The following is a 23,794-nucleotide window of genomic DNA, read 5'->3' on the forward strand; positions in this document are numbered from 1 at the left end:
CAAAGTCCTTAACCACCATTCGCAACCGCAAAAATTGCTTGAAAAAAGGATATATACACAAAACCAACCATCCCCCCCACCATCAAGGTAAGAATAGGTTCAATCATTGATGTCATCGCATTAATCCTTGCATCTAACTCTTTATGATAATAACTACCTAGTTCATCAAAAACAGCACTCAACTCACCACTTTCCTCACCCGCTGAAGTCAAGTGCAAAACCATATCTGGCACCCCTTCTTTCTTCATCGCAACAGCAAGTTTTTCACCCTCAGTAACACCGTCAGCCGCATCATTAAAACTGCCTTTAATCACGCTATTACTATTAATCATTGCCGCTACACGCATCGAATCCAGCACGCTTAAACCACTTGATAAAACCATGGATAATGTCCAACTTGTTTTCGCCATACTCGCTGCAATAATTGAGCTACCAATTAACGGAATCTTTAGCAAAACTCGATCAACAATATATTTACCTTTTGGTCGTGTATAAGAGACCAATATAGTCATAATTATCGTTAAAACCATAATCATTAATGCAAAGCCATTAATTTGCATCCACTCAGACATATCCATTAAAGCTTGGGTAGAAGGTGGTAATTGCGAACCTTTACCTTCCAAAAAACTTGCAAACTTTGGCACCACCCCCAGAACTAAAAATAAAATAACCGCTACCGATGCAATAATAACAATCACTGGATAAGTCAAACTTGCCACGAGCTTTCTTTTTATCTCCATTGTTTTATCCAAATCTGCGGCTAAACGCGTCATAACTTTGTCTAATTCACCTGTGGCTTCACCACTACCTAAAAGACTTACCGCAATCGTTGGAAACACACCTTTTTCTTCACCCATAGCCCCCGAGAAGGTAGCGCCACTTTGAACGCCTTTTATCATTCTTTGTATAGAACGCTTTAAGCGAAAACGTTTAATCATTGGCTCAACAGACTCTAAAGCCTGAACAACGGTATGACCTGAACGGAGTAACAACGCCATTTGTCTAAAAAACAACAGTAAATCAGCCTGTTTCACAGGCTTATATCTATAAGGATTTAAATACGCTAAATAACTTAATATTTTCTGTTTTCTATCTAAGTCCTCAACCACCTCTATAATAAAAAAACCTTGAAGTCTAAGATCAGATTCAGCTTCTTCCACCGAACTTGAAACCAAGGTTCCATAAACCTCACGACCTTTTTTATCAAGAACAATATAACTATAATTTTTCATCTAAAATTTCATCTTCAGTGTCTAAATGAAAATATCGCACATTCTCTAATGACGTTTGTCCACTCAACACCCTTTGTTTAGCGCTATCCCAAAGACTAAAAAAGCTTGGCGACTCACGCAAACGTTTTTCTGACACGCCTTCAACAATCGCTTCACTTACTTTATGATCAACCCAAAGCACCTCATACAAGCCTAGTCGGCCTAAGTAACCCGTACCACCGCAAACAGGACACCCTTTTGGCTTATACAGTGTTAATGGTTCAGCAAGGTTTTTTATACCTAAAAGCTGTTTAGTTTCATTATCTGCTTCATAAGTCACTTTGCAGTTATCGCACAACTTCCCAACTAAACGTTGCGCCATAATGCCAACAACCGTCGTACCGACTAAATAGCGATCACAACCTAGGTTAACCAAACGTGATACAGCACTAATCGCATTATTAGTATGCAATGTTGACATCACTAAATGCCCTGTCATCGAAGCTTTCAAAGCCGTTTCTGCTGTTTCCAAATCACGAATTTCACCTACTAAGATTACATCTGGGTCATGACGTAAAAAAGACCTTAAAACATCACTAAACTTAAGTTTGGACGTCATCTGAACCTGACTGATACCCGACATTGTTTGCTCAATCGGGTCTTCAGCAGTCAAAATATTCATTTCATTCGCATTCAAATCACGAATACAAGCATATAAGGTCGTCGATTTACCACTCCCCGTAGGCCCAGTAACCAAGAACATACCGTGGGGTAAATTTAACGTTTCACGTAACTTTTTAGCAATATGTTCAGGCATATCAAGCTGATCGATAGTCAAAGCATCATTAGCATCGCCCAATATTCGCATGGTCACTCTTTCGCCCCAGCGTGTTGGCGAAGATGCCACACGAATATCCATTTCGGGTAAATTCCAATCCCTAATAGCGTAACTAAGGCCGCCATCCTGTGGCAATCTTTGTTCTGAAATATCCATACCGCCTAAAACCTTTACGCGGTTCACCAATGCTTCGGTATCAAGTTGCGAAAGCCTTAAACCTAACACCTGCATTAAGCCATCAACCCGCATTCTGATACGGGTAAAATCTCTTCCAGGTTCAATATGAATATCTGAAGCTCTTCTAACATAAGACTGCTTCATAATTTCATCAAACACAGCAACCGAATCAAACTTTAAACCTGCATCCTCTTTATCTCCCTTATCCAATGCATCTAATGCATACTTAAGAGAATCTGGCTCCGCAATAGCAGGTAAAACTTTTTTACCTACCGTTCGCTGAATTAAATCCAGAGATACCCGATCATTTGGATCGAGCATAGCTAAATACAGTTGCTCTCCAATATAAATAGGAAAAACTTGTTTACGAACAAGTGTTGCTATTGATACTTTGGCTACTAAATCATCGGCCAACACCAACTGCTGAGGCTGAATGTAAGGTAAATCATACTGCTGTGCTAAAGCCTGATAAAACGCACTTTCTGGAAAACGAAACGTACGCATTAATAGTTCAAAAATTGACTTTCTCTCTTGGCGAGCCACTTTTCGTAAATCGTTAACCGAGTCAATATCAACTAATCCAACTTGCAAAGCAGCCGTGATTAACAAAGATTCATTTTTTATCGTTGCCATAATTTTAAGCCAACATTCTAAGTAATTTTTCAACCGCAGCAGGTTGTGCAGCCAACTCTAAGGCGCGATTAGGGCTTATTTTCCCCTTTTTGACCAAATCAACCAACGCCTGATCCATTGTCTGCATACCTTCTGATCGTCCAGTTTCAATCATTGAATAAAGCTGTTTACTTCTATCCATTGCAATCAAATTACTGACGGCCTTATTCACATGCATAATTTCCAATGCAGCAACACGGCCATTCTGATTATTAACCTTAATTAATCTTTGAGCCATCACACAACGTAAACTCATTGCAAAACGAGTCCTTGCAATCCCCTGTTCTTCACCTGGGAAAAAGCCAACAATTCTATCCACCGCTCCTACCGCATCATTGGTATGTAATGTCGAAAAAACCAAATGCCCAGTTTCTGCCGCACTAATCGCGGCTTGTACTGTTTCGCGGTCTCTTAATTCTCCAACAAGAATCACATCAGGGTCTTCACGTAAAGAAGCTCTAACCGCACCCGCAAAGGTTGCTACATCCGTTATTAATTCGCGCTGATGTACTATCGACTTTTTGGACTTATAAACAAATTCAACAGGGTCTTCAATCGTAATAATATGTCTGTTTTGAGTCTCATTAATATGATTAATAATGGCCGCAAGTGTCGTAGATTTACCGCTTCCAGTCGCACCGGTGACTAACACTAAACCATCTTTTAATTTTGATAACTTTCTAACATACTCAGGCAAACCAAGCTGTTCAAATGAAAGAAAATCGTTACTTAAATAACGTAAAGCAATACAAGCTTCACCCATAGAGCGATAAATATTCCCACGAAAACGATGCCCTGATTTAGCGGTATAACCAAAATCCATTTGACCTTCTGTTATAAACACTCCCCACTGACTTTCATTCAGCATAGAATGAGCGACTGTTTCAATATCAACGCTAGAAATCAATACATCATTAATCGGCTTTAACTCTCCATGCAAACGCATTAAAGGCGCTTTATTAGCTGTTAAATGAATATCTGAACCACCTTGCTCCACACAATCAGTAACCAAGCCATCAAAAACATTCAATATATAACTGTTGCCACTCTGAGTCATAATGCCAACACCAATACAACAGCAAGATTTTGGTCTGCAGACACATCAATAGTAGCCTCATCAACAAGTTCTGCTTCAACCTCAATATTCACTACCGACACCTGAAAATCGAGTGAATCGAGTTCATCTATAAAATTTAATAAATCAAAGTAGCGCAAGTGAAGGTGGTATTTCAAAAGGGGTCGCCCCCACTTTTTTGAAATTAAAAACTTAGCGTTCCCAGCAACGGTTTGAGCCCCTTTATTGACTTCATTAACCGATTCAATTCTTACATGATTTTCTTCTGCTAAACTGGATATACTCAATCGTAAAGCTTGATAAGACTGCACATTATCCAAAGGCATAAAAAGTGTGCTTATTTGATTGTATTCAAGCTCTAACTCATTTTCTTTCTTTGTTTGCTCATCAATTTTTTTTAAATAAGTACCTGCTGCTTCAGGCATTTTAGGAATAGACTTTTCTTTTAACTCCAAGCGATTTTCAGCACGGCTCACCATATTTTCTGAAAACTCTAATGCTTTATAGTTTTGCCAATGCCACCCTAAAAGATAAATAGCAACCACACCAAAGGTCAGCAACACCAATATTTGATTTTGTTTTTTTCTACCTAGACTATTCCACTGTTTCATGCATTTATCAGCGTTAAACTAACGCCTTCCTTTTATATTTTGTTGCTTAATGAGCGAGAAACTAAAGCCATATCCACGTATGCCTGAACGACCAATTGAACGATTGATTTTGACTCTTTGTACTGCATAACCTAATTTTTCAACGTTTCGCCCCAACTCTTCAGAGAACATTTGGGCATCATTTTCATTCAAAGACCAACCCTGAACCTCAAAACCACTTCCTCGGGCATTATCCCTTTCGTCTAGCTCAGTGAAGCGATCTATTAATACCAAATCGTTTATGCTGTCTTGAAAAGCCAATAAAATATCTGTTATTAACGGATTACGCTTTATCATCGCATTCATTTGATTCACAACTGTTTCAAGACTGCTTACCTGTTTATCAATCTGTTCTAATCGTTCTTTTTCTTTATTTGTTTGCGAAGTGAGCGCACTCATTTGTTTCGCAATACGCTCTTTTTCAACTTTTTCAGCTTCAATTTCTTGCAACTTATTTTCAGACTGTGAAAGCGAATACTGCATATAAATTTCATTTAGACCAATCGAAATCAAAACCACAAACGGCGTTAAATAACGCCAAAAATTCGTATTTTTCCATAAGGGCGGTTTGGGGTCTTGAGCTTCAATTAATAAATGATAAAGAGAATTCTCAGAACGAACCCGTTTAGCCAAAGCCATATACTGATAAAGTGACGTTGATGGAACGTTTAGCGGAACATCTGCATGCCCTACAATCTCTTGAATCCATTTAACCTCTTTTTCAAACTTAAGTGATAAAGCCTCACTTAATTCAGATACATCCTCATATATACTGCTTACCCAAATGGCTTCCGTTTCTGGTCTAACCTGTTCAGAAACGCCTGTAATAACCGTGTTTAAAATATCGTCTTTATGATTTATGCCAAAATGCCCAATAGAAACAACAACAGAGCCTATAAATCGAAAAATAACTACTCTTTCTTTAAAGACCTCAATTAAAACCTGATCTTCTCCTTCGTGCATAGAACCATTTACAAACAGGCCAGCAAGACCATGCAAAGAAGTAATGGTTTCTAAATGTAAGCTATTTCTAAAAAAAGCATCGCCCCATTTTTTGCGAGCATAATGAAAAATACCCGCCCCAATCCATACATCTTCTAAGTCTTGTTCATCTGAACCAATGACTTGTGACTTCCAACTACAATCAATATGCCCTTCAATAGAAATGAAATGTTCTTGTAAAGACAGAATTTCATTAAATTGCTCACGGGTAATGTATTCAAGCTGTATACATATTTCACCAAATCGAACCATATTGGAGCCTTGGTCACGCGCTAACTCCAGTTCAACACTTGCGTTTAAGCGCTGTTCAGATGTAATTAACCCATAACCTTCAAGCAAGGTACCAACCGACCATATAGTTGACAGTTCAGAAGAATAAGATTCCAACTCCCAACGTACTAACTCATGCATTTGCGTGTTTGGCTTTGGTTTTTTACTGCTTACGGGTATATCTACTCGCCCAAAAACAACCTCTGCTGATGCAAGATAAGTTTTTTTTGGTAGGTTTTTAAAACCCTGATTTTGAATTTCAGACAGAATATCAGCAATGGATTTTTGCATATTCATATTGGTTGACAAACCTGTCGCTAGAATTCTAGCTTGCTCACCTTTAAAACGAACTAATGCCCCGCTTAATGCATAACCGTCATAAGAAAAAACTAAAGTATCTTTATTTGGCTTACTGACTTTAGCCAATTTAGTGATAGACTCTAGAAGCTTGGATAATTCAAATTTCATTAATCTATTTCCCAGTTAACCGTATTGTTTGGAACGCCATTCTTGCTATAAACCATCATTTTATAAGTTAACTTGTCTGTTTTTCCATCCTTCCTCGGGTAGTCATCCGCCATTCTCATTAAGCCTGAAGCATCTTTTGATGCTAATACCAATAAATGCGTGCCCGCCGCTAAGTTGTGATTAAGCGTTAAGGTAAACGACTTGGTATCCCCACTAGATATAGCTATTTTGTTAACCGGATCTACCGCTTCGTAAGTGGCCGCTGTTTGTCGCCAATAACCACGGTCCTCACCATTTACAAACTCCAACAACACCACGGTATAGTCAGTTGCAAGTGAGCCGGTGTTAACTTTTATATCAATACCACTATTGTTGGTAACATTAATAGTCATAGCAACATCCTTACTATGCCCCCAATCGCTTGGTTCCATTGCCATGCTTAAATCCATATCCTGCGGTTCTTCTTGTACATAAGCCGCTGTGGCTGAATCTACATTGTCTCGTCCAAAACTGGTGTAGGTCACTTCACCTTCTGGTGTTTCTGTTCGTTGCCAACCAAAATTATTACTATCTTCGGCTGTAACTGCTGAATTATTTCCCCAGCCATCTCTAAATTCATTACCCACTGAAGCGGCAAAATAGACTGACCTAAAGCCTTTAGCCAACTTTTGATTTGCGCTATCTAAAGGCTCCTCATCCCCAGAACTATTATTAAAATCATCGGCATCAGGCGTGGGGTCATAAACAGGTGCTAGCAGCGCATAGTCTTGCATTTCAGAGGTTGCGCCTGTTGTGGCATCGCAATCTGTTTTTGTTAACAGGCCTGCTATACAGGGTGGTAATCGACCATTGTCAACAACATAACCCATATCAAAATTTACATTGTTATAGTTCATGGTTTGTATAGTGGCTTTTTCTATTAACGCCAATCTACTTTTAGTATCTTCAATTCTGTGTTGTGACACAGGGTTGTCCATTGTCATCATTGCAACCATGGCGGTAGAAGACAAAATAGTCACAACCATTAAAAGTTCAAGCAAGGTAAAACCACCTTGACGAGAACTTAACAAATGCGAACTAGACTGAAGCGACTGCAAGGTTTATTTACCTTTTGCTTCGGCTATAGACTCAACCACAATAGCGGGGCCTTTTGAGTAGTTATAAACATGAATACCTGCAAACCTTAGTTTATCTGCTCTAAAACCTTCACCTCCATAACGCTTATAAAGTCGTTGTATTTCAGCCACCACCGATTTTTCTACATAAACAGGAATAATCATTTTGTCTGAAACCCCAACAAACATAGTATGCTCCACGACCGGAAGCGGATTTATTTTGGCCACAGATATAGCAAGATTAAGATAGTCAGTTGATTGCTTTTCTGGCAACGTCATTACCTTGGCATCAAACACAACAAATTTATTCACTTGAATCTCTTTAGTGCCTTCTTTAACAGGTGTGTTTTGTTTAACAAATTCAGGCATATTTTTAATAAACTGGTAATCACCATAATCACCATTTTTTTGCATGGCCGATGCTAAAATATCTTGCCCCATTGCCAATGCATTTGATTGAAAACCATTCATCATTAAAAAACCTCCTATCAATACTGCTTTAAATATTCCACTTAACTTATTCACTTAATATCCTTCACTCAAACTACTTAATCTGCATAAATACATATAATTTTATCGTCCCCTTTTGGAGTGCAGTCATTAGGAACATAGCCATCAAACTGTCCGTCTTTTCCCATAGACAACAACACCACTTTTTCAGCTATTGCACTGGTATTTTTTTCAACAAACATAAGTATTGGACGCCCTGCCCAGTCCAAGTCTAAAAATTGTTTTTCTGCAGAACCATATTGGGGGCTATCTGAAGGCACAATTCGGCTGACGTAATAATCTTCTTGGGGTACTTTTTTACCCCCTGTAAATATGGCAGGTACATCTTTATAAACTGTGCCACTGGTTGGCGTTGCTACATCCGTATCGACACGACCAATATCAACAAACCCTTCGGCATTGGCATCTAAATATGGACCGCGCCACCCTCTTGCGGAAGCGCTGTTCCACGGCATTACATTTTCAAGTGATGTTTTAACACCAATACCACTTAGCTGGCTTAGATTGGCTGCGTTATAAAACCAAGCGACTTTATCAACACAACTAGCTGGCGCATAAGCTGGTAAATCAACTGCTACATCTAACACAGCAGCGGGGTTTCCGCCTGCTCTTCCTGATAGAGCGGTGTGCAGTGATTCACAACTTGAATTACCCGTAATGGTTGCTGTTGCCGCTAAATCAAATCGGCCTTCTTTTGGAAAGTAACCTGTATCCGCTCTAAATTGCCTAACGGCTTTGACGACTTCCAACAGCTCTATTTGCGCTAACTGATCATCTACTTCACTGTCAACCCCTTGCAAAGAGGTTGTGGTGGTAAAAGCGATAGCCGCTAAAATAGACACCACAATCAAAAGCTCAATTAAGGTAAAACCTTTTTGCCCATTTAATTTTTTACAGGAATATTGAATAGAATAAAAGCCCACCTAAAACCTCTAAATACGTACAGTTTGATAAGTACAATTTGATTGAAACCGAAAAATTATTGACATGATTTAAACCCTTTGTACAAAAAAGGTGTTTGACTTTGCATTAATCTATTTTTACTAAAAATTCTTTGTTTTAAACCTATACCATTTGAAATAACAAACAGGCATTTAAAACATTGTCATTAAAAACCTTGACATGAAAAACGTTTAGAAAAAATGTATAAAAAAAGCCGGGTTTAGCAATGCTAAACCCGCAAAATTATTGAACTGGCTTTGGACAGAGGAGGAGTTGCTGGCCAGCCCAACTTTTTTTAAAGATGAATCCTAAAATAAATTAGATAGTGTTACGAGTACCATCCCACTCACCTAACTCTTCTTCTTTAGTATCACCAGCACCATCAACAATCGCTACCAATACAACTTGGTCAGCAGCATTAACAGCACCTGCACCATCAAATGTACCAATATCAAATATTGCCATAAAGCGGTTATATTCTGTTTCTGAAACGTGACGATAAACAGGCACAGATGTCATACCACCTAAATCATTTGCATTAAATAGTGTTGACGCTGGCCCAAGACCAACAGTTAAATAGGCTTTACCCGTTGCTGATGCAAGGTTCGCTCCATCAAAGTCAATTGCAGTAGAAGGTTGACCTGTAAGACGCTCTTGACCACCTGTCCAAATCATTACGTTATCACCCACTTCTAAAGTACGGGCAACACCACAACCATTACCTGCTGGTGTCATAAAGATATTACCGGCAACATATGCATTGGCACGGCTCGCCACAATACCTTCTAAATCAGTACAACTTGGCGTAGAAGCAATACCGTCATCCTGAGTTTCATCAATGTATTGCAATTGACTAATACCACCAGCGGCAAGCACATCAACCATCTCTTGTGTTAAGGCAACTGGCGCAACATCTTCAATTGCACCAATTGACAATAAACCACCCGTTACTGGCGTACCCGTTGCAGGAGTAGTGGCTGATGTAATTAATGAGTCAAAGTTATTAGGTAATACATTTTTATTTAAAACACGGAAAGTACGAATCCCCTTGTTTAACTCATCCATCATTGCAACGTGTGCGGCTGCTGAAGCACGAGCGTCAGTATCTTGTAAAGCAATGGTTGCAGTACCTGAAATGGCGGCTAAAATAGCAACCACAACAAGTAGCTCTAGCAATGTAAAACCAGCTTGCTTTTTCTTAAGCTTAGCGGCTTTTGCACGCAACGAAGCATCTTGAATATCCATTACATTCACTTTTGAGAATTTTGACATTAGTTCTTGAATTTTTAATTTACTAAACATTTCAGTTTCCTTTTATATATACGTTTAATTGTTTTATTAAATACTCAGCTTCCTTACCTGTGATTTCAAATAAAATCTTAAGCTTAGAAACCTAAAAGCATGGCATTGCCAAATAACAATTACCTACTTTTTAAATACGACTTACGCCGCACAAGAACAACCTCCACCCTCAGGAGCGATGTAGTAAAAACATTTACTTAGCTTAGACTTAACTTAAATTTAATCTGGACTGAATTTAAGCTAAGTTTCACGCTAAATAAATGCCGTTTTCTATTAAGGAAGGGCTACGTCTCCCTTAATAAAACCTTTGTAAAATTTTGTAAAACTTGCATTATTTACAAAATTGTTAAATATCATTTAAATACTATTTAAGTACTTTTTTAAAACCGACCTGTTCTGGCAAGTGAAAATGACTTTGCCTGGCCTTGTTTTAATCTTTCTAATTCTGAGCTCGCTATCAACTCATATCCTTCAAAAAAATCTTCAACTTGAAGATCCGCCATAGACTTAGGAAGGTCTATAACGTAGCGATACTGCTTACCACTATGAATAATAATCTCTTTCTGGCCACGCTTAAGAATCTTAATTTCAACTCTAATATCCGCAAACCCATCGTGCCTCAAAGAATCTACATACACTTGTAACAGGCAGTTTACAACTTCTGACACCTTGTCCAAGACGACCCCCGATAACGTTAAATCTAAACTACATAACCAGCAATACAATTACTAATCGTGTTGATAATGGTGTTGATAATAACTATCATTACCAAGACTTGATAAGTAATATATATTAGATATTCCTTAAATGCAAGACATTTTTGAAAAATATTTGGTGAAGTTGTAAATTAAAAGGGATTTAAATAAATAGAGAGCTTTGCACGAGGTGGATAGACGGCTAAAAATGGTTAAAAATAGCTAAAATCAACCTGATTTTTGTTGAAAAACTTGCCAATAGGTCGCTAGCTATTAACTGCTTTATTATCTACCTTATTAGCCGCAATCAGGCAAGTTTTATCGCATTTTTCCTCGCAGCTCATTCATGCAAAGGTCTCATATAATTATTATTGTCAAATTTTCTAATGCCAGCACGACCAATTCAAGCCATAGCTTGTTTTTTTCGATACTGCCAGTTTAGAAACATTGAAACCGCAAAAAGGCCCGCCGCTGCGAGGATAATGGTTGGGCCTGCAGGCCAATCTAGCTGAACAGATATCACCATGCCAAACGCAACCGAAACTAATGATGCGAAGGTCGCAATTAACACCATACCTTTCATGGATGAGGTCCAGTGTCCAGCCACAGCGGCTGGTAAAGTTAACAGCGCGAGCACTAAGATCAAACCAACAACCTGAATCAGTAACACCACCGCTACGGCAATAAAGACCAGTAATAACCTGTCGAGCCAAACCACTGGCAAACCTCTTAAGCGTGCAAATTCTGCATCCAACGCCACTACAATCATAGGGCGCCACAAAGCGAGTAATATACTGGCAACCACCGTTAAACCAATCGCCATCATCCAAAAACGCTCTGGACCTGTAGTCAAAATTGAACCAAACAAGAAACTCATTAATTGCACGTTATAACCCGGTGTATGTGCAATAAACAGAATACCAATAGCCATACCAATTGCCCAGATGGCACCAATAATCGCATCTTCATGTCCGTGACTTTTATTACGTTGTTCTAAAAAGCCAATAAGTAAAGCAGAAATAATGGCGGCAGGAATCGCTCCCCATTCTGGAGAAATACCAAAATATTGCGCAGCACCCAACCCCGCCAGAGAAGAGTGTGCGATGGCACCCGCTAAAAAAGCCAGGCGTCTAACACGAACAAAAGGCCCAATTAGCCCACAAGCAATTGCCGAGACAACACCAGCCGCAATCGCCCAACGCATAAAAGCAAAAGTTAATAAGCTCATTCCACCCTCTCCCCTTTTGAACAATGTATTTTTTGGGTAAAAATTTGCTCTGCTAGCTCCGCCGGGGTTGCGTGCTTTTGCGCCTCCCAAAGGGTGCGATTAACACAAAATATGCGCTCACAATGCGCAGCAATATTCGCCAAATCATGCGACACAACGATCACCGGAATCTCTTTGCCAAGATCACAAAACAACTGAAACAGACGATTACCATGCGCCTGGTCAACGCTAGCTGTGGGCTCATCGAGCAACATAAAAGCAGGTTTTACCGCCAAAGCACGCGCCACTAAAGTTCTTTGTAGCTCTCCCCCAGAAAGTGCGCTAAGCGGTCTTTCTGCAAGTTCCAAAACACCTGCTTTGTTCATTGCTGCTTCAACCCCCTGTTTCATTGCTGCATCAGGTTTGGCAAAAAGCTTAGGGCCAAGCAATGCCGTTTCTACTAGACCACGAACATTGATGGGAAAGCTACGATCAAACTCAGCGGCCTGCGGCACTAAAGCGAGTTGAGGTGATGTGTCTTTTGGCAAACCACCAAGCATTTCGATACTACCTTGACTTGGCTCCAATAAACCACAAATAACTTTTAATAAAGTACTTTTACCACCACCATTTGGCCCAACTACACCATATAATCCAGGCTGGTTAATTTGCAGAGTAATCTGATCAAGCACAATTTGTGTGCCACGCTGAAAGGTTAAATCTTTAATAGTTAACATTATTGAAACGAAGCCTCAATTGCTTTGACTTTATGTGCCAAGCCAGCAATTAAATCAGGCGCTAACGGATCAAGCGTAACAACTTTAGCATTAATTTCAGAGGCAATCGCTTTGGCCTCATCTAGGCTATAACCCTTTTGAATAAAGATGGTGTGAATATTCTCACTCTGAGCTGTTTTAATAGCAGCGGCCATCATTCTTGGCCCAGGTGCCATGCCTTTTTTCTCTATCGAAACTTGACGTAAACCATAGGTCTCAGCCAAATATCCATAGGCAGGATGAAACACCAAGAAAGCCCGACCTTTGTATGGTGCTAAACGCTTTTTGGCATCTTTATCAACGGCATCCAAACGGGCTACCCAGGCCTGACTATTTTGAATAAAATCGGATTTATGCTTAGGATCAAGCTTAATTAAAGTATCCGTTAAATGTTGTGCCATTTTTCGTAACTGTTGAGCGCCTAACCAAATATGCGGGTCAATTTTATTTCCGCCATTTCGCTGGATAGTCTCCACATAATCAATCATATTTATAATCGGCATATCAGGGCGTGTTGCCTTAACCTGTTCTACCCAATTTTTTTCATGTGGAATGCCCATTGATATATAGATGGCTGAGGATTCCAACAACGCCATTTTCTTTGGCGTGGGCTCAAATGCACGTGGGTGCATCCCTGGTGGTACCATCACATTGACCTTTACATGCTCCCCACCAATATCTTCAACCATTGACTTTAAAGGCAGAATTGTCACCGTAACGCCTAATTGATTTGCGCTCTGTGCCTGCAAAGACAACGCGAGCAAGCAACCCATTAGAATTGGCTTAAAAAACGATGAAATTAATTTTTTGAAAACAAACATAAAAACCCTTTTGAGACCTTTTTCTAAATAAAACAAAAATGGCCTGACGACATTTTTCTCGTCAGACCTTTGAAAGTGCAAAGTCTTATGGAATTAACCAAACTTAAAAATCATATTTAACACTTAAGCGTATATCGCGCCCCATCTCTCTTCGGTAGTCATCACTGGTTTTAAAATCGCCGGCAACTAAAGTCGAGTGATTGGCATAATACTTATTAGTTAAGTTATAAACCGCCGCATAGAATGTCCAAGGCGACTTCTTACTGGATTGATATTTAGCACTGACATCATGAACGGCATAACCGCCTCTTTTTAGCTGGTCGTTATCAATGTCTGCCACGGCAGTGAGCGTATAGTCCAACGTAAAGCCATCAATCATTTCCATACCGGCATTTAAGATTACTTTTTGGCTATCAAAGCCAGCCACACGACGAATAGTTAGTGGTTCACCGGCTGGTTCAATCGCTGTATTGGTATCAATTTGCGAGTAAGCTAATGACGCAAAATAATCACCAATAAAGTAACTCGCTTTTAACTCAAACCCATTGGCAATATAGGTTTCACCGCTATTCACCATATCAGTAAGCGCAATACCCGCTTCTCCAGCAACACTGGTTTTACCCCCACTGTTGGTAAGACCTGACTTAGACAGGATTAAGTCATCCATTTCGGTTCGGTAAACACTGGCATTAAATCTAAAGGTATCGTCTGTTTTAAACAAACCATTTTGTTCAAAATGATAACCCAGTTCAGCACGTGCTGATTTCTCTGCTTTTAAATCGGACGAATAGCGATAACCGTCGGCAATATGCATATTCCAAGTGAAAGGAATGGTTCCAGTCATTCTCGATGCCTTGCCGTAGTTTGCATAGACATTGGACTGTTCTGTTAATTGATAATCAATACCAATATTCGGTGAAACCGTACTATCAGTGGCCTTGCCCAGACCCGTTTTCAACTCATAATCATCAAATCTCGCACCATAGCGGATATTAAGATTATCGATAGTGGTAATCCCTTGCACAAACAACGCTTTACTATCAGCAGTGATTGGATCATAGCCTGAGGTAACGGAATTTCCGTTTGCATCTGTATAGGTGTTTCCAGTAGGTTGATTTAATGTTGATTCTTCATTTTCAATTTGCAAGCCAACAGACAGCTTGCTCTTAGTCGATGCCGTATCAACATAAAAATGGTTTTGAACTTTTAATCCAATACGATCATTTTTGTATTCGCTTCCTGCATCTTTACGGTCAACGAGAATATTGGTTAAATAAAGATTGGTATCAAGATTTAGTAATTTTCCGGCGCTGTAGCTATGTTGTAGGCCATAAGTGGTAGTGGTTGACGCAATCTCTTCTAATAACGAGGGGTCTACATTCAGTCCTTTATCAGCTCCCGTTTTTCCCCACTGCATATCACCTGAATTCACATTTTGGTTTATTGAAAACGTTAGATCATGGCCGTTCAGATTGTCCATATTAAACTTCAAAAGCATGTTTCGATCTTCATAGGCGGTGCCTAACATTTCCTGGTTTTTACCGTCCTCATAGTTTTCACTATTAACACCTGAAACCGAAGCGACCACGCCATAATGCTCATCAAATACCTTATAGGCAGTTAAGCTACCCAGTTTTGATTGAGTATTGCTGTTATAACCCGTTTTTACACTACCACCAGACATTTTGCCGTCTTTTACATAATCTTTGGCACCTTTGGTTTGCATCTCAATAGCACCGCCCAGTGCACCGCTTTTTGACGCGTCCGGTGCAGTCTGAATATCAACCACTTTTAGCGTATCTGGATTAATACCGAGTTCATTACCGCGATGCTGGAATATGTTTTTGCCTTGAGCTGCACCATCCAAAGTGATATTGAGCATGGAACTCTCTACCCCTCTGACATAAATACGTTTTGCATTAGACGATCCGCCACCGCCAATATCAGCTGAAGGTTCATTTTTTAACAGATCAAATACCGAATTAGCTTGTTGCAATTCCGTCTGTTCGAGGTCAACTTTTATCGAACTCCCCTCTTTAACTTCGTTAACAACCACTTCACCCAACTCGGTCAAACCAGCTCCTTGGTTACTCTGTTGATCCGCAAAAACCTGCATCGGCACAACCCCAGTTGCGATAAATAACGCCGTATGTAAAACTGAAAAACGCACTTTTAACCTCCCTCTAAATTAAATTGTTAAATTGAGACATAACACGCATAATCATATCCTTATATGCAAAAATGAAAGTACTCCGCTTAAACTGCTTGCACGATAGAGTTTTACCTGCAAATTCAATTTCAACAACACCCTTTTGAGTTTTTCAGAAGATACAGCCGTTCGACATCTCAGTCTCTTTTTTATCAACGGCTTTAGCTAACCCCACCATTGAAAAAATCGTCAAGATATTAATAATTTGATTTGAAAGCGCTGTTTTACGGCCCCCCACACACAAACCGAGAAAAATTGTCGCAGGTAAGCTTGTTGAAATGAATATTACATTTGCATAGATAAGAATAGATATCATCTCTTTAAATTGTTATGTTATAACATAACGCATAAAAATTCAACGAATAGAAAAGTATCTACTTAGATTAAATATTAACCACGTATTCTTAGTGCAAGGAAGTTTTATGGAGATCGGCTCCGGAGGGCTACGCCATAACAGTTTTGAATCAAGAAAGCTAAAGTCACAATTAAATGATTAATGGAGATTTACGGCTTGTAGATATTTCTATCATTAAAAAACTTTCTAATGATTAGTCTAGGATTGAAACTTTTAAAGCCTTATAATACGTGCTCTTCTATTTGCGCCTATAGTAAAATGGATATTACGTGGCCCTCCGGAGGCCAAGTTGGGGGTTCGACTCCTCCTAGGCGCACCATTCATTTCCGACCTTAACCCTAAGTCTAGATTTTTCCTTCAGTGACATATTTGTGTCAAGTTTGGTGACAATGGCTTTCTGATTTTTGATGGTTGCTTTTTGACTGTTAAAAAAGACGTGTCGGCACTCCTGTTTATTAGATAACCATTATAAAATAATTTCTGTCTGCCATTTTCGTCTAATCAGTTAAAATAAAAGGTAATTCTTTGAATCGGCTTCTAAAGTATGCACCAAAATTCAGATCTAATCCATTACTCAAGAGCAGGTGATATTTTTCACTATAGATGGGCGGTCAAAAGAAGCTTAAAGCTTTTGGACTTCAATACCGATTTAACACACATTACAATAGAAGGTTCACTAGAGCCAAACCTTAAAGGTGAGTGTGTAGTCGACCTCGCTGAATATAGGACTTCTCAAAATCAAGAAGAATCCGTCGAATACTTTCAGTTAAAGCATTCAACTGTTCAAGCAACTTCACCCTTTACCTTAAGCCTTCTTAAAGACTCTATAGTTGGTTTAGCCGCTCGTTTCGAAGACCTTTCAAATACAAATAACAATTATAAAAGTACAAACTTCACAATAATTACCAATCGAATAATAGCCCCTAGTTTTAAGAAAAACGTTGATCAAATTGCAAAGGGTAAATGGAAAGAAGTACATAAAAGCTTTTCTAAGACCATTAAACAATACACAGGATTAAACCAGTCCAAGTTGACTTCATTTTGTAAATGCTTAGTACTTTGCGATTCGGAAGGGAATTATGATGCTCAAAAATATGATATACATCGTGAGTTGGCTAATTTAAGTGTTTCCAAAAACGTTGAAGATAGACAGAAGCTTTTGGTCCACAAAGTCTGGGAAAAAATAGAACCTGGACAAAGCAATGTAATTACAAAGGAAGATATCCTAGAAGCATTCGATATCACCGATGTTAAGGATTTTTTTCCAGCCCCTCCATTATTCGATTCAATTTCTAGTTATGTGCCCAGACACCAAGAAGCTGAAATTATTGAATCAATAAAATTGTCAGCTTCTCACACAATCATCACTGCGAGTGGAGGAACTGGGAAGTCTGCTTTAAGTAGTAATTTAGCTACGTTTTTTAATGATCCATCAATTGTTATTGCTTATGACTGTTTTGGAAGAGGGAGCTATCGAAAATCGACTGGAAAAAGACATCGTACTCAAGATGCTTTAATTCAGTTGGTCAATACATTTGCAAAAGATAGTTTATGTGACCAGATTATCCCTTCTCGAAATGAACCCGATGATTATTGGATTAGAGCTTTTTTAAGCAGGATTAATGAGATATGCCTGGATCTCTATAATAGTGATCCAGGTGCATTGCTCGTTATTGTATTTGACGCTGCTGATAATGCTGAAATGGCCGCCGAAGAATTCAGTGAAACATCATTTGCAAAACTCCTTCTAAGAGAAAATGTCCCACATAACTGTAGGCTTGTATTTACATGCCGTCCAGAAAGGTTAAGTCGACTTGAACCATCATCTAGTGTGAATCAAGTATCTTTATCAGCTTTCACAAATGAAGAAACTTTACGTTTTCTACAACAACGTTACCCAAACGCAAATATGTCTGATGCAACAGAGTTTTGCCGACTAACTGCAGGTAATCCGCGTGTTCAAGCTAACGCCCTCTCCTTTGAATCAGACTCGCTTGAAGAACTTTTATTTTCCTTCGGCTCAAAACCTGTAACGGTAGAAGATTTGATTGAGCGCCAACTTGAAAAATCCATTGCAAAAGTTAAAGATATTTTTTCCCAGAATTACAGTGAAGAAATGGACCGTATCTGTGCGGGGCTTGCAACCTTACCTCCTTTTGTTCCACTGAAGGTTTTGGCTAGTGTAAGCCAAGTTTCAGAAGATCTAATTAGGAGTTTTATCTCGGATTTAGGCCGCCCACTTTGGTTAACGGATGATTCAGTACAATTTAGAGATGAGCCGACAGAGTCATGGTTTCAAGACAAGTTTGCAGCCAGCACAGAACAGATTTCAAAGTATGTTGATGTACTAAAACCATTGTCTTCAATAAGTTCTTATGTGTCAGAGAATTTACCACTTCTACTATTAAAATCAGGGAGGTTTGATGAACTTGTTGAATTAGCCTTGTCCGATAATTTATTGCCGCAAAATAGTGAATATGATGCAAAGCAAACACAAATCTCCCGTTTGCAATATGCTTTCAAAGCCGCTCTTAAAAAGAACCGATTATATGAAGCTTGTCAGTTAGCATTAAAAGCAGGAGAGGAAATTGCCGGTAATGAACGGCAGCTAGAAATCCTTTCTCAAAATTTAGATTTGACTGTACAGTTTTTTGAACCTAACCGAATACAAGAATTAGCTTATAGAAAAGAATTTATTGGCGGTTGGAATGGCTCAGAGACCGCTTATTCTGCTTCGATGCTTTCATATCTCTCGTCAACCAAAGGAGAAGCTCATAGCCTTTTAAGATCCGCGGTTCATTGGTTAAACAGATATTTTGAAAAAAGACCTAATGCCAAAGAAGACGAAGAGTTATTTCGTGAGCAGTTAGATGATATTGAACTTGTTGAAATTGCTTCAGCCAAAATGAACTTATTAGGATGGCAAAACTGTACAGATTTTCTGTTGTCTTGGTCTCCTCAGACTGCAATTTTTAGACTTACAAGTGCCTTTACAGAACGTTTGGTTGATTCTGCTAATTTTGACACAATCTTTCAAATGGCTGATTACGGGAAGGATAATGCAAGCTTTGTTCTTGCGATTAATTCAGAGTTGATGAAAGTAGGAGTAACAGCCCCAAAATCGTGCCTAATAAACTGTTTAAATCAATTTACTTCTCGAGATAACTCAATTGATAGACCATCGAGTGACTGGTTCGGTAACAAACTTTCACTGAGTGTATATCTGTCTTTGTTTGAAGCGTGTCTGATAAATGACCTGCCAGCTAAGAACATTCGATTAGCACTTTCTAACTATTATATAACTCCTCGTTTATGGGAGGTTGCAGATAAGCATCAGCACTATCCAGTCAGGGAAAGTTTTCTTAGATATTTAAGTATAAAGGCGGCACTGTCCAACGACTGTAATTTAACTTTAGACAGTGTAATACCTCAACAATGGATTACTGAAGATGGTTCATATGAGGAAAATAGAGAACTTCGGGATGCAAAAGAGTTTATCGGTCGATTATTACCTTGGTATATGTTGAAATCCAGAATACTGACTGGAGAGTTGATTGATCTAAACGCTGAATTTGCCAATGTAAAAAAACTATCTGATAAGAACAAGTCCAATTTTTACCATAATTATGATCCATGTCGTTATGAGACAACTAAGGCTATGTTTGAATGCATTTTGCATTGTAAGCATGAATGCAAAGATGAAATAACCCTATTTTATAATGATTATAAGGCTGGCGATTTAGCGTCAAATCTTCAAAATGATCTGTATTTTCTTCGAGCAAGTTGCAGAAATGACAACTTAAAAACATTGAGTGATTTGACCGAAGAAGCATGTTGTAAAGCCTTAAAAGAGTTCGATCTAGAAGAATCACCTGAATCTTATTCTGAAAGCTATATTCAATTAGCTAGAGCTGTTTTAAGTGTTGGAAAAGAAGATGCCGCTGCTTATTTTGATATAGCGCTAAATAAAGCGTCAAAATTCGGAAATGAGGTAGTTCATCGTTGGGAAGCAATAACTGCTGTCGCCAAAAGGGCTGCGGATTTTAATGATGATCAACCAGCACTTGCTCATCGCTATATGAGATGTGCAGAAATGATTGGTGATGTTGTGTCACGCGAAAAACATTGGAATCGAAGTGATGCTCTTTCCACCTGTTTTAAGTTATCACCTGCTTTTGCATTTGCCATAGTCAACCGATGGAAAGAGAGAAATGTAGGCTGGGATAACCGATTGATCGTTACATTGGCAAACAATGCAATAGATTCAGGTTTATTACTTCCCTCTGAAGCATACTCATTATCAGCTTTTTCTTGGGAAAATGGAGAAGTTGATTTTTGCGAAAAGTGTATTGAAAAAGAAAAATCTCGAAATAAACAGAAGGTTATATTTGATCATTTGATTCGAGATTTTAGAGTGAGTGACGTTGAGGGAGATGTATGGTCAAAAATCGCTAAAACTGCAGAAAAATATGGATTGTCCAATGCAGAATTAAATAATGTTTCTCAATTAATTCATATAGAGAAAACTGTTCAAAAGCCTAAAGTTTCTGCAAAAGAAGAAACCGATGAAAATAGCTGGCATTCAATCTATGGAGGATTTGATATCCTCACTCCTACAGGGTTTCAGAGTGCTTTCTTTCTTTATGAACAGAGAGATAGATACAGTGAAAAAGAAAACTTTTGGAACGGTTGTTACCAAAAAGTTACTTCTAGACAAGCGGCTAAGTTTTTATCGTTAGTGTGTGAGATTGAGTCGCTCGATTTTTATGATATTCAAAGTGCGTTTGAATACTTTCCACGGGAATGGAAAGCAAAAGCTTCTGTTGAAGCTTTATGGAATCAGCTAGTAAAAAAAATTGTGGCTCGCTTTCCTTATCAATTCGTCAATATATATTCCTATTATTCTAAATATTTTGCCCTTGATAGTGAGAGCAATGCTGCCATACAAGAAGGGGTTATTGAAGGGTTAAGTTGTTCGGTTGATATTGAATCTTCAGAAGCATTATTTGGTTTTGTTCATTTTAATGCGGATAAGTTAAGCGTTGAAGATTCTAACAATCTTACAAATCAGGGGTTATCAAGATTTGAAGTTTATTTGGATGATGATTTTGGCGATGGTCTTTGGCAAGAAAATCAATCTATTCCAGAAAGTCTTCTAGATGCTTTAGTTGGTTATATTTTTGCCAATTTAGGCTCTCCTTTTCCAAATGAGCGTTGGAACGCTGTTCATGCAGTAATTAGGCTATATGAACTCGATTGCCAAGAAGCAATATGTGCCTTAACTGACCAGCTTGAAAAGCCGTTAGCAAAGGTTTTTACTCCATATGAATGTCCATTCTTTGATTTACACGCCAAGTTGTATCTACTTGTTGCACTAACTCGTTGTGTACATGGAAATTCTAGATTGCTGATTGGTAAGAATGAATTTTTTGCTAATTTAGCCATCAATCAAGAACAAGGTATTCTTCACCAGTACTATGCAAAACAAATCTGTTTAAAGATTGAAAGAGATTGTCCTGGGTTATTTGATTCGGAGACTTTCAACAATGTTTCAAAGTCATGCATTAGTCCATACGAACCAATTCAAGAAAATAAATATCGCTATAAAACACAAATTCCTTTGCACCTTAATGCTTCAGTAGGTTCGTTGCCTGATGTTTGGTTTGCATATGATTTCGATCGATATTGGTTTGAACCTCTTGGGCGAGTGTTTGGTATATCATCTCAACAGGTTGAAGATTTAGCAAAAGATATTCTCTTCAATAAATGGAGAATGAAATTTGAATCTAAGCATATAACCGATCATAGAAAAGAGAGGTGGAAAGGGCTCAGGGAAACCTATGATACTCATGCCAATCATGACTCCTACCCTAAAATAGATGGTTTCTCATTTTATCTTTCTTATCATTTACTACTTGAAGTGGCATCTAAGCTCTTATATGCGATGCCTCCACTAGCAAGTCACTATGAAATGTCTTCAGATTGGGAGGAGTGGTTAGGTGATATTTTAATACTGAATCAAAATAATGTATTGCTATCAGATCTTAGAGATCCGTTACCACTGAATCGGCGTGAATGGACTAATAATGATTTCAGCAGGAATTGGCGTTGGGAAATACAGGGTAACGATTTTATCGACTTACTAGTGAGTGAAAATGATACGGAGCTCTGGCTTAATGTTGCGGGTAAATGGAATGAATATAAGGATGGTAGAAATGAAGATATTTCCTATAGAAGCATTCTTGTTCCTAAGCATTTAAGCCAGTCTTTACTTCACACGACGATAGATTATGAAAACCATCTTCATGAGTGCTATTTGTACGATTTTTGTAACGGTGACGGGGGCAGTACGACTGATTTAGGGGGGGGTACAGCGAAAGCTTGGCTTATACGAAATAATGAGTTGAATGGTGTTGAAGTGACAGATCCTCATTCTGCAGATATCTATGCTTGTCCATATAGGTTAAAAGATGTGGTATCGAATGAATTTGAATTAAGTCAGAGCGATGATCAAAAGTCATATTATGACTTATCTGATAATAGAGTTCGCTTTACAAATAAGTTTTGGAGTGAAGGCCAAGCTCAAGCTGATGACGGCAGAAACTCGTATCGTTGCAAAGGCTCGTTGGCTTCCGCTTCTGTTGAATTCCTTCTAGAAATCTGTAATAAATTAGATGTTGATATCGCTCTTCAGATTGATATTAGGCGATCACTTGTTGATTATCAAAAAAATAGGAATAGTGATAATGAATTCAGATATATCCCAAGCTACAGCAAGACCTTCATCTTATCTGGAGACGGAAAACTTAGAGACACAAGAAAGGATTATCAACTTAGGTAAAAGGCTATTAACTTCCTTTCAACATAATAATCCTGATGAAATAACAGTTTGGATGATTAATTATCTTGCTGAACAAATAGATTTAGCTGAAAGTACATCTTGCTCAGAAGCGAAGAAAAGATGCTTTGAAACAATAATAAAACTATGGGAAAGCCGTTCAAATTTTCCTAATGGAACAAGACCATTTGAGAATTTAGAGCAAATTTTCTTAGCCCTAGACTCATTAAGCCCTGAAAGAACAATTCCACGTTATGTCAATAACAATTTATTTGAAGAAAACTACAGTCAAGAAACTGAAAAACTAACTAATTGGCTTGAAACTTCTAAAATGCTAGATTCAACTGCTAGGATACTAATTTCCTTTATGCTTGAACAAGCAGTTCAAGAAGCAGATACAGATGAGACTCTACAATGGATAGAAACTATTTCGGGAGTTGTAGAAAGCCAAGAGGTTAATTTTATAGCTAGACTCTATGGAGAACAAAGAGATTCTAAGCAAGAAAAGATAAAAAACCTTAAAAAGCACATCGAACAGCTAGAACTATTTGAAGAAGTAAGCCGTTTAGTTAAGCAAAATTTAGAAAATGAATGTCAGATGGTAGATTAAGGTTAAAAATAAGCTTCTAAATACAAAATACTTGTAACCTTAGTTAGGAGG

General features: G+C 38.5%; 16 protein-coding genes and 1 tRNA gene. 3 read left to right on the forward strand and 14 right to left on the reverse strand.

The window, feature by feature from the left end; genetic code table 11:
* Positions 1-8: 8 nt before the first annotated feature.
* The 14 genes from ACYQ0E_RS11265 to ACYQ0E_RS11330 form a co-directional block, all read right to left on the reverse strand.
* Entirely contained in the window at positions 9-1,232 is a 1,224-nt protein-coding gene (locus ACYQ0E_RS11265; RefSeq protein ID WP_460188323.1) for a type II secretion system F family protein, read from the reverse strand.
* Positions 1,219-2,859 (reverse strand): GspE/PulE family protein, encoded by a 1,641-nt coding sequence (locus ACYQ0E_RS11270; protein ID WP_460188324.1) that lies wholly within the window; start codon positions 2,857-2,859, stop codon positions 1,219-1,221. The genes ACYQ0E_RS11265 and ACYQ0E_RS11270 overlap by 14 nt, the downstream gene beginning before the upstream one ends.
* A 4-nt stretch (positions 2,860-2,863) precedes the next feature.
* On the reverse strand, positions 2,864-3,955 hold the full coding sequence (locus ACYQ0E_RS11275; RefSeq protein ID WP_460188325.1) for a type IV pilus twitching motility protein PilT: 1,092 nt from the start codon (positions 3,953-3,955) through the stop codon (positions 2,864-2,866).
* Positions 3,952-4,584 (reverse strand): hypothetical protein, encoded by a 633-nt coding sequence (locus tag ACYQ0E_RS11280; RefSeq protein ID WP_460188326.1) that lies wholly within the window; start codon positions 4,582-4,584, stop codon positions 3,952-3,954. Before ACYQ0E_RS11280 ends, ACYQ0E_RS11275 begins: the two co-directional genes overlap by 4 nt.
* A gap of 18 nt (positions 4,585-4,602) precedes the next feature.
* Positions 4,603-6,363 carry a hypothetical protein gene (locus ACYQ0E_RS11285; protein ID WP_460188327.1) on the reverse strand — a complete coding sequence of 587 codons (1,761 nt, stop codon included), beginning with the start codon at positions 6,361-6,363 and terminating at the stop codon, positions 4,603-4,605.
* Positions 6,363-7,460, reverse strand: a complete 1,098-nt coding sequence (locus ACYQ0E_RS11290; protein ID WP_460188328.1) for a type II secretion system protein — start codon at positions 7,458-7,460, stop codon at positions 6,363-6,365. The genes ACYQ0E_RS11285 and ACYQ0E_RS11290 overlap by 1 nt, the downstream gene beginning before the upstream one ends.
* Positions 7,461-7,463: 3 nt before the next feature.
* The gene (locus ACYQ0E_RS11295) at positions 7,464-8,003 is read right to left on the reverse strand and encodes a hypothetical protein (protein ID WP_460188329.1); all 540 of its coding nucleotides are present in this window, start codon (positions 8,001-8,003) and stop codon (positions 7,464-7,466) included.
* Between the two features lie 23 nt (positions 8,004-8,026).
* A complete protein-coding gene (locus ACYQ0E_RS11300; protein ID WP_460188330.1) occupies positions 8,027-8,911 on the reverse strand; it encodes a type II secretion system protein in 885 nt (294 codons plus the stop codon).
* A gap of 337 nt (positions 8,912-9,248) precedes the next feature.
* Positions 9,249-10,232, reverse strand: a complete 984-nt coding sequence (locus ACYQ0E_RS11305; protein WP_460188331.1) for a type II secretion system protein — start codon at positions 10,230-10,232, stop codon at positions 9,249-9,251.
* A gap of 380 nt (positions 10,233-10,612) precedes the next feature.
* Positions 10,613-10,900 carry a hypothetical protein gene (locus ACYQ0E_RS11310; RefSeq protein ID WP_460188332.1) on the reverse strand — a complete coding sequence of 96 codons (288 nt, stop codon included), beginning with the start codon at positions 10,898-10,900 and terminating at the stop codon, positions 10,613-10,615.
* Positions 10,901-11,330: 430 nt separating this feature from the next.
* Entirely contained in the window at positions 11,331-12,155 is an 825-nt protein-coding gene (locus ACYQ0E_RS11315; RefSeq protein ID WP_460188333.1) for a metal ABC transporter permease, read from the reverse strand.
* Positions 12,152-12,871 carry a metal ABC transporter ATP-binding protein gene (locus ACYQ0E_RS11320; protein ID WP_460188334.1) on the reverse strand — a complete coding sequence of 240 codons (720 nt, stop codon included), beginning with the start codon at positions 12,869-12,871 and terminating at the stop codon, positions 12,152-12,154. The genes ACYQ0E_RS11315 and ACYQ0E_RS11320 overlap by 4 nt, the downstream gene beginning before the upstream one ends.
* Positions 12,871-13,623 carry a metal ABC transporter solute-binding protein, Zn/Mn family gene (locus ACYQ0E_RS11325; RefSeq protein WP_460188335.1) on the reverse strand — a complete coding sequence of 251 codons (753 nt, stop codon included), beginning with the start codon at positions 13,621-13,623 and terminating at the stop codon, positions 12,871-12,873. Before ACYQ0E_RS11325 ends, ACYQ0E_RS11320 begins: the two co-directional genes overlap by 1 nt.
* A gap of 211 nt (positions 13,624-13,834) precedes the next feature.
* On the reverse strand, positions 13,835-15,901 hold the full coding sequence (locus ACYQ0E_RS11330) for a TonB-dependent receptor domain-containing protein (protein ID WP_460188336.1): 2,067 nt from the start codon (positions 15,899-15,901) through the stop codon (positions 13,835-13,837).
* Positions 15,902-16,539: 638 nt separating this feature from the next.
* On the opposite strand from ACYQ0E_RS11330, the gene ACYQ0E_RS11335 reads away from it, so the two are divergent.
* From ACYQ0E_RS11335 to ACYQ0E_RS11345, 3 genes are all read left to right on the forward strand, one after another.
* Positions 16,540-16,614, forward strand: a tRNA-Arg gene (locus ACYQ0E_RS11335).
* 225 nt (positions 16,615-16,839) lie between these two features.
* The gene (locus ACYQ0E_RS11340; protein WP_460188337.1) at positions 16,840-23,136 is read left to right on the forward strand and encodes a MalT transcriptional regulator family protein; all 6,297 of its coding nucleotides are present in this window, start codon (positions 16,840-16,842) and stop codon (positions 23,134-23,136) included.
* Complete coding sequence (locus ACYQ0E_RS11345) at positions 23,042-23,743, forward strand: hypothetical protein (protein WP_460188338.1); 702 nt, start codon at positions 23,042-23,044, stop codon at positions 23,741-23,743. Before ACYQ0E_RS11340 ends, ACYQ0E_RS11345 begins: the two co-directional genes overlap by 95 nt.
* The last annotated feature ends 51 nt before the right edge of the window (positions 23,744-23,794 follow it).

Source organism: Thiomicrorhabdus hydrogeniphila (assembly GCF_054656895.1).

What these genes read in the sequence shown, in the direction of transcription:
- ACYQ0E_RS11265 (WP_460188323.1), bottom strand. Translation starts at nt 1,232, where the DNA reads ATGAAAAATTATAGTTATATTGTTCTTGATAAAAAAGGTCGTGAGGTT.
- ACYQ0E_RS11270 (WP_460188324.1), bottom strand. Translation starts at nt 2,859, where the DNA reads ATGGCAACGATAAAAAATGAATCTTTGTTAATCACGGCTGCTTTGCAA.
- ACYQ0E_RS11275 (WP_460188325.1), bottom strand. Translation starts at nt 3,955, where the DNA reads ATGACTCAGAGTGGCAACAGTTATATATTGAATGTTTTTGATGGCTTG.
- ACYQ0E_RS11280 (WP_460188326.1), bottom strand. Translation starts at nt 4,584, where the DNA reads ATGAAACAGTGGAATAGTCTAGGTAGAAAAAAACAAAATCAAATATTG.
- ACYQ0E_RS11285 (WP_460188327.1), bottom strand. Translation starts at nt 6,363, where the DNA reads ATGAAATTTGAATTATCCAAGCTTCTAGAGTCTATCACTAAATTGGCT.
- ACYQ0E_RS11305 (WP_460188331.1), bottom strand. Translation starts at nt 10,232, where the DNA reads ATGTTTAGTAAATTAAAAATTCAAGAACTAATGTCAAAATTCTCAAAA.
- ACYQ0E_RS11315 (WP_460188333.1), bottom strand. Translation starts at nt 12,155, where the DNA reads ATGAGCTTATTAACTTTTGCTTTTATGCGTTGGGCGATTGCGGCTGGT.
- ACYQ0E_RS11320 (WP_460188334.1), bottom strand. Translation starts at nt 12,871, where the DNA reads ATGTTAACTATTAAAGATTTAACCTTTCAGCGTGGCACACAAATTGTG.
- ACYQ0E_RS11340 (WP_460188337.1), top strand. Translation starts at nt 16,840, where the DNA reads ATGCACCAAAATTCAGATCTAATCCATTACTCAAGAGCAGGTGATATT.
- ACYQ0E_RS11345 (WP_460188338.1), top strand. Translation starts at nt 23,042, where the DNA reads ATGAATTCAGATATATCCCAAGCTACAGCAAGACCTTCATCTTATCTG.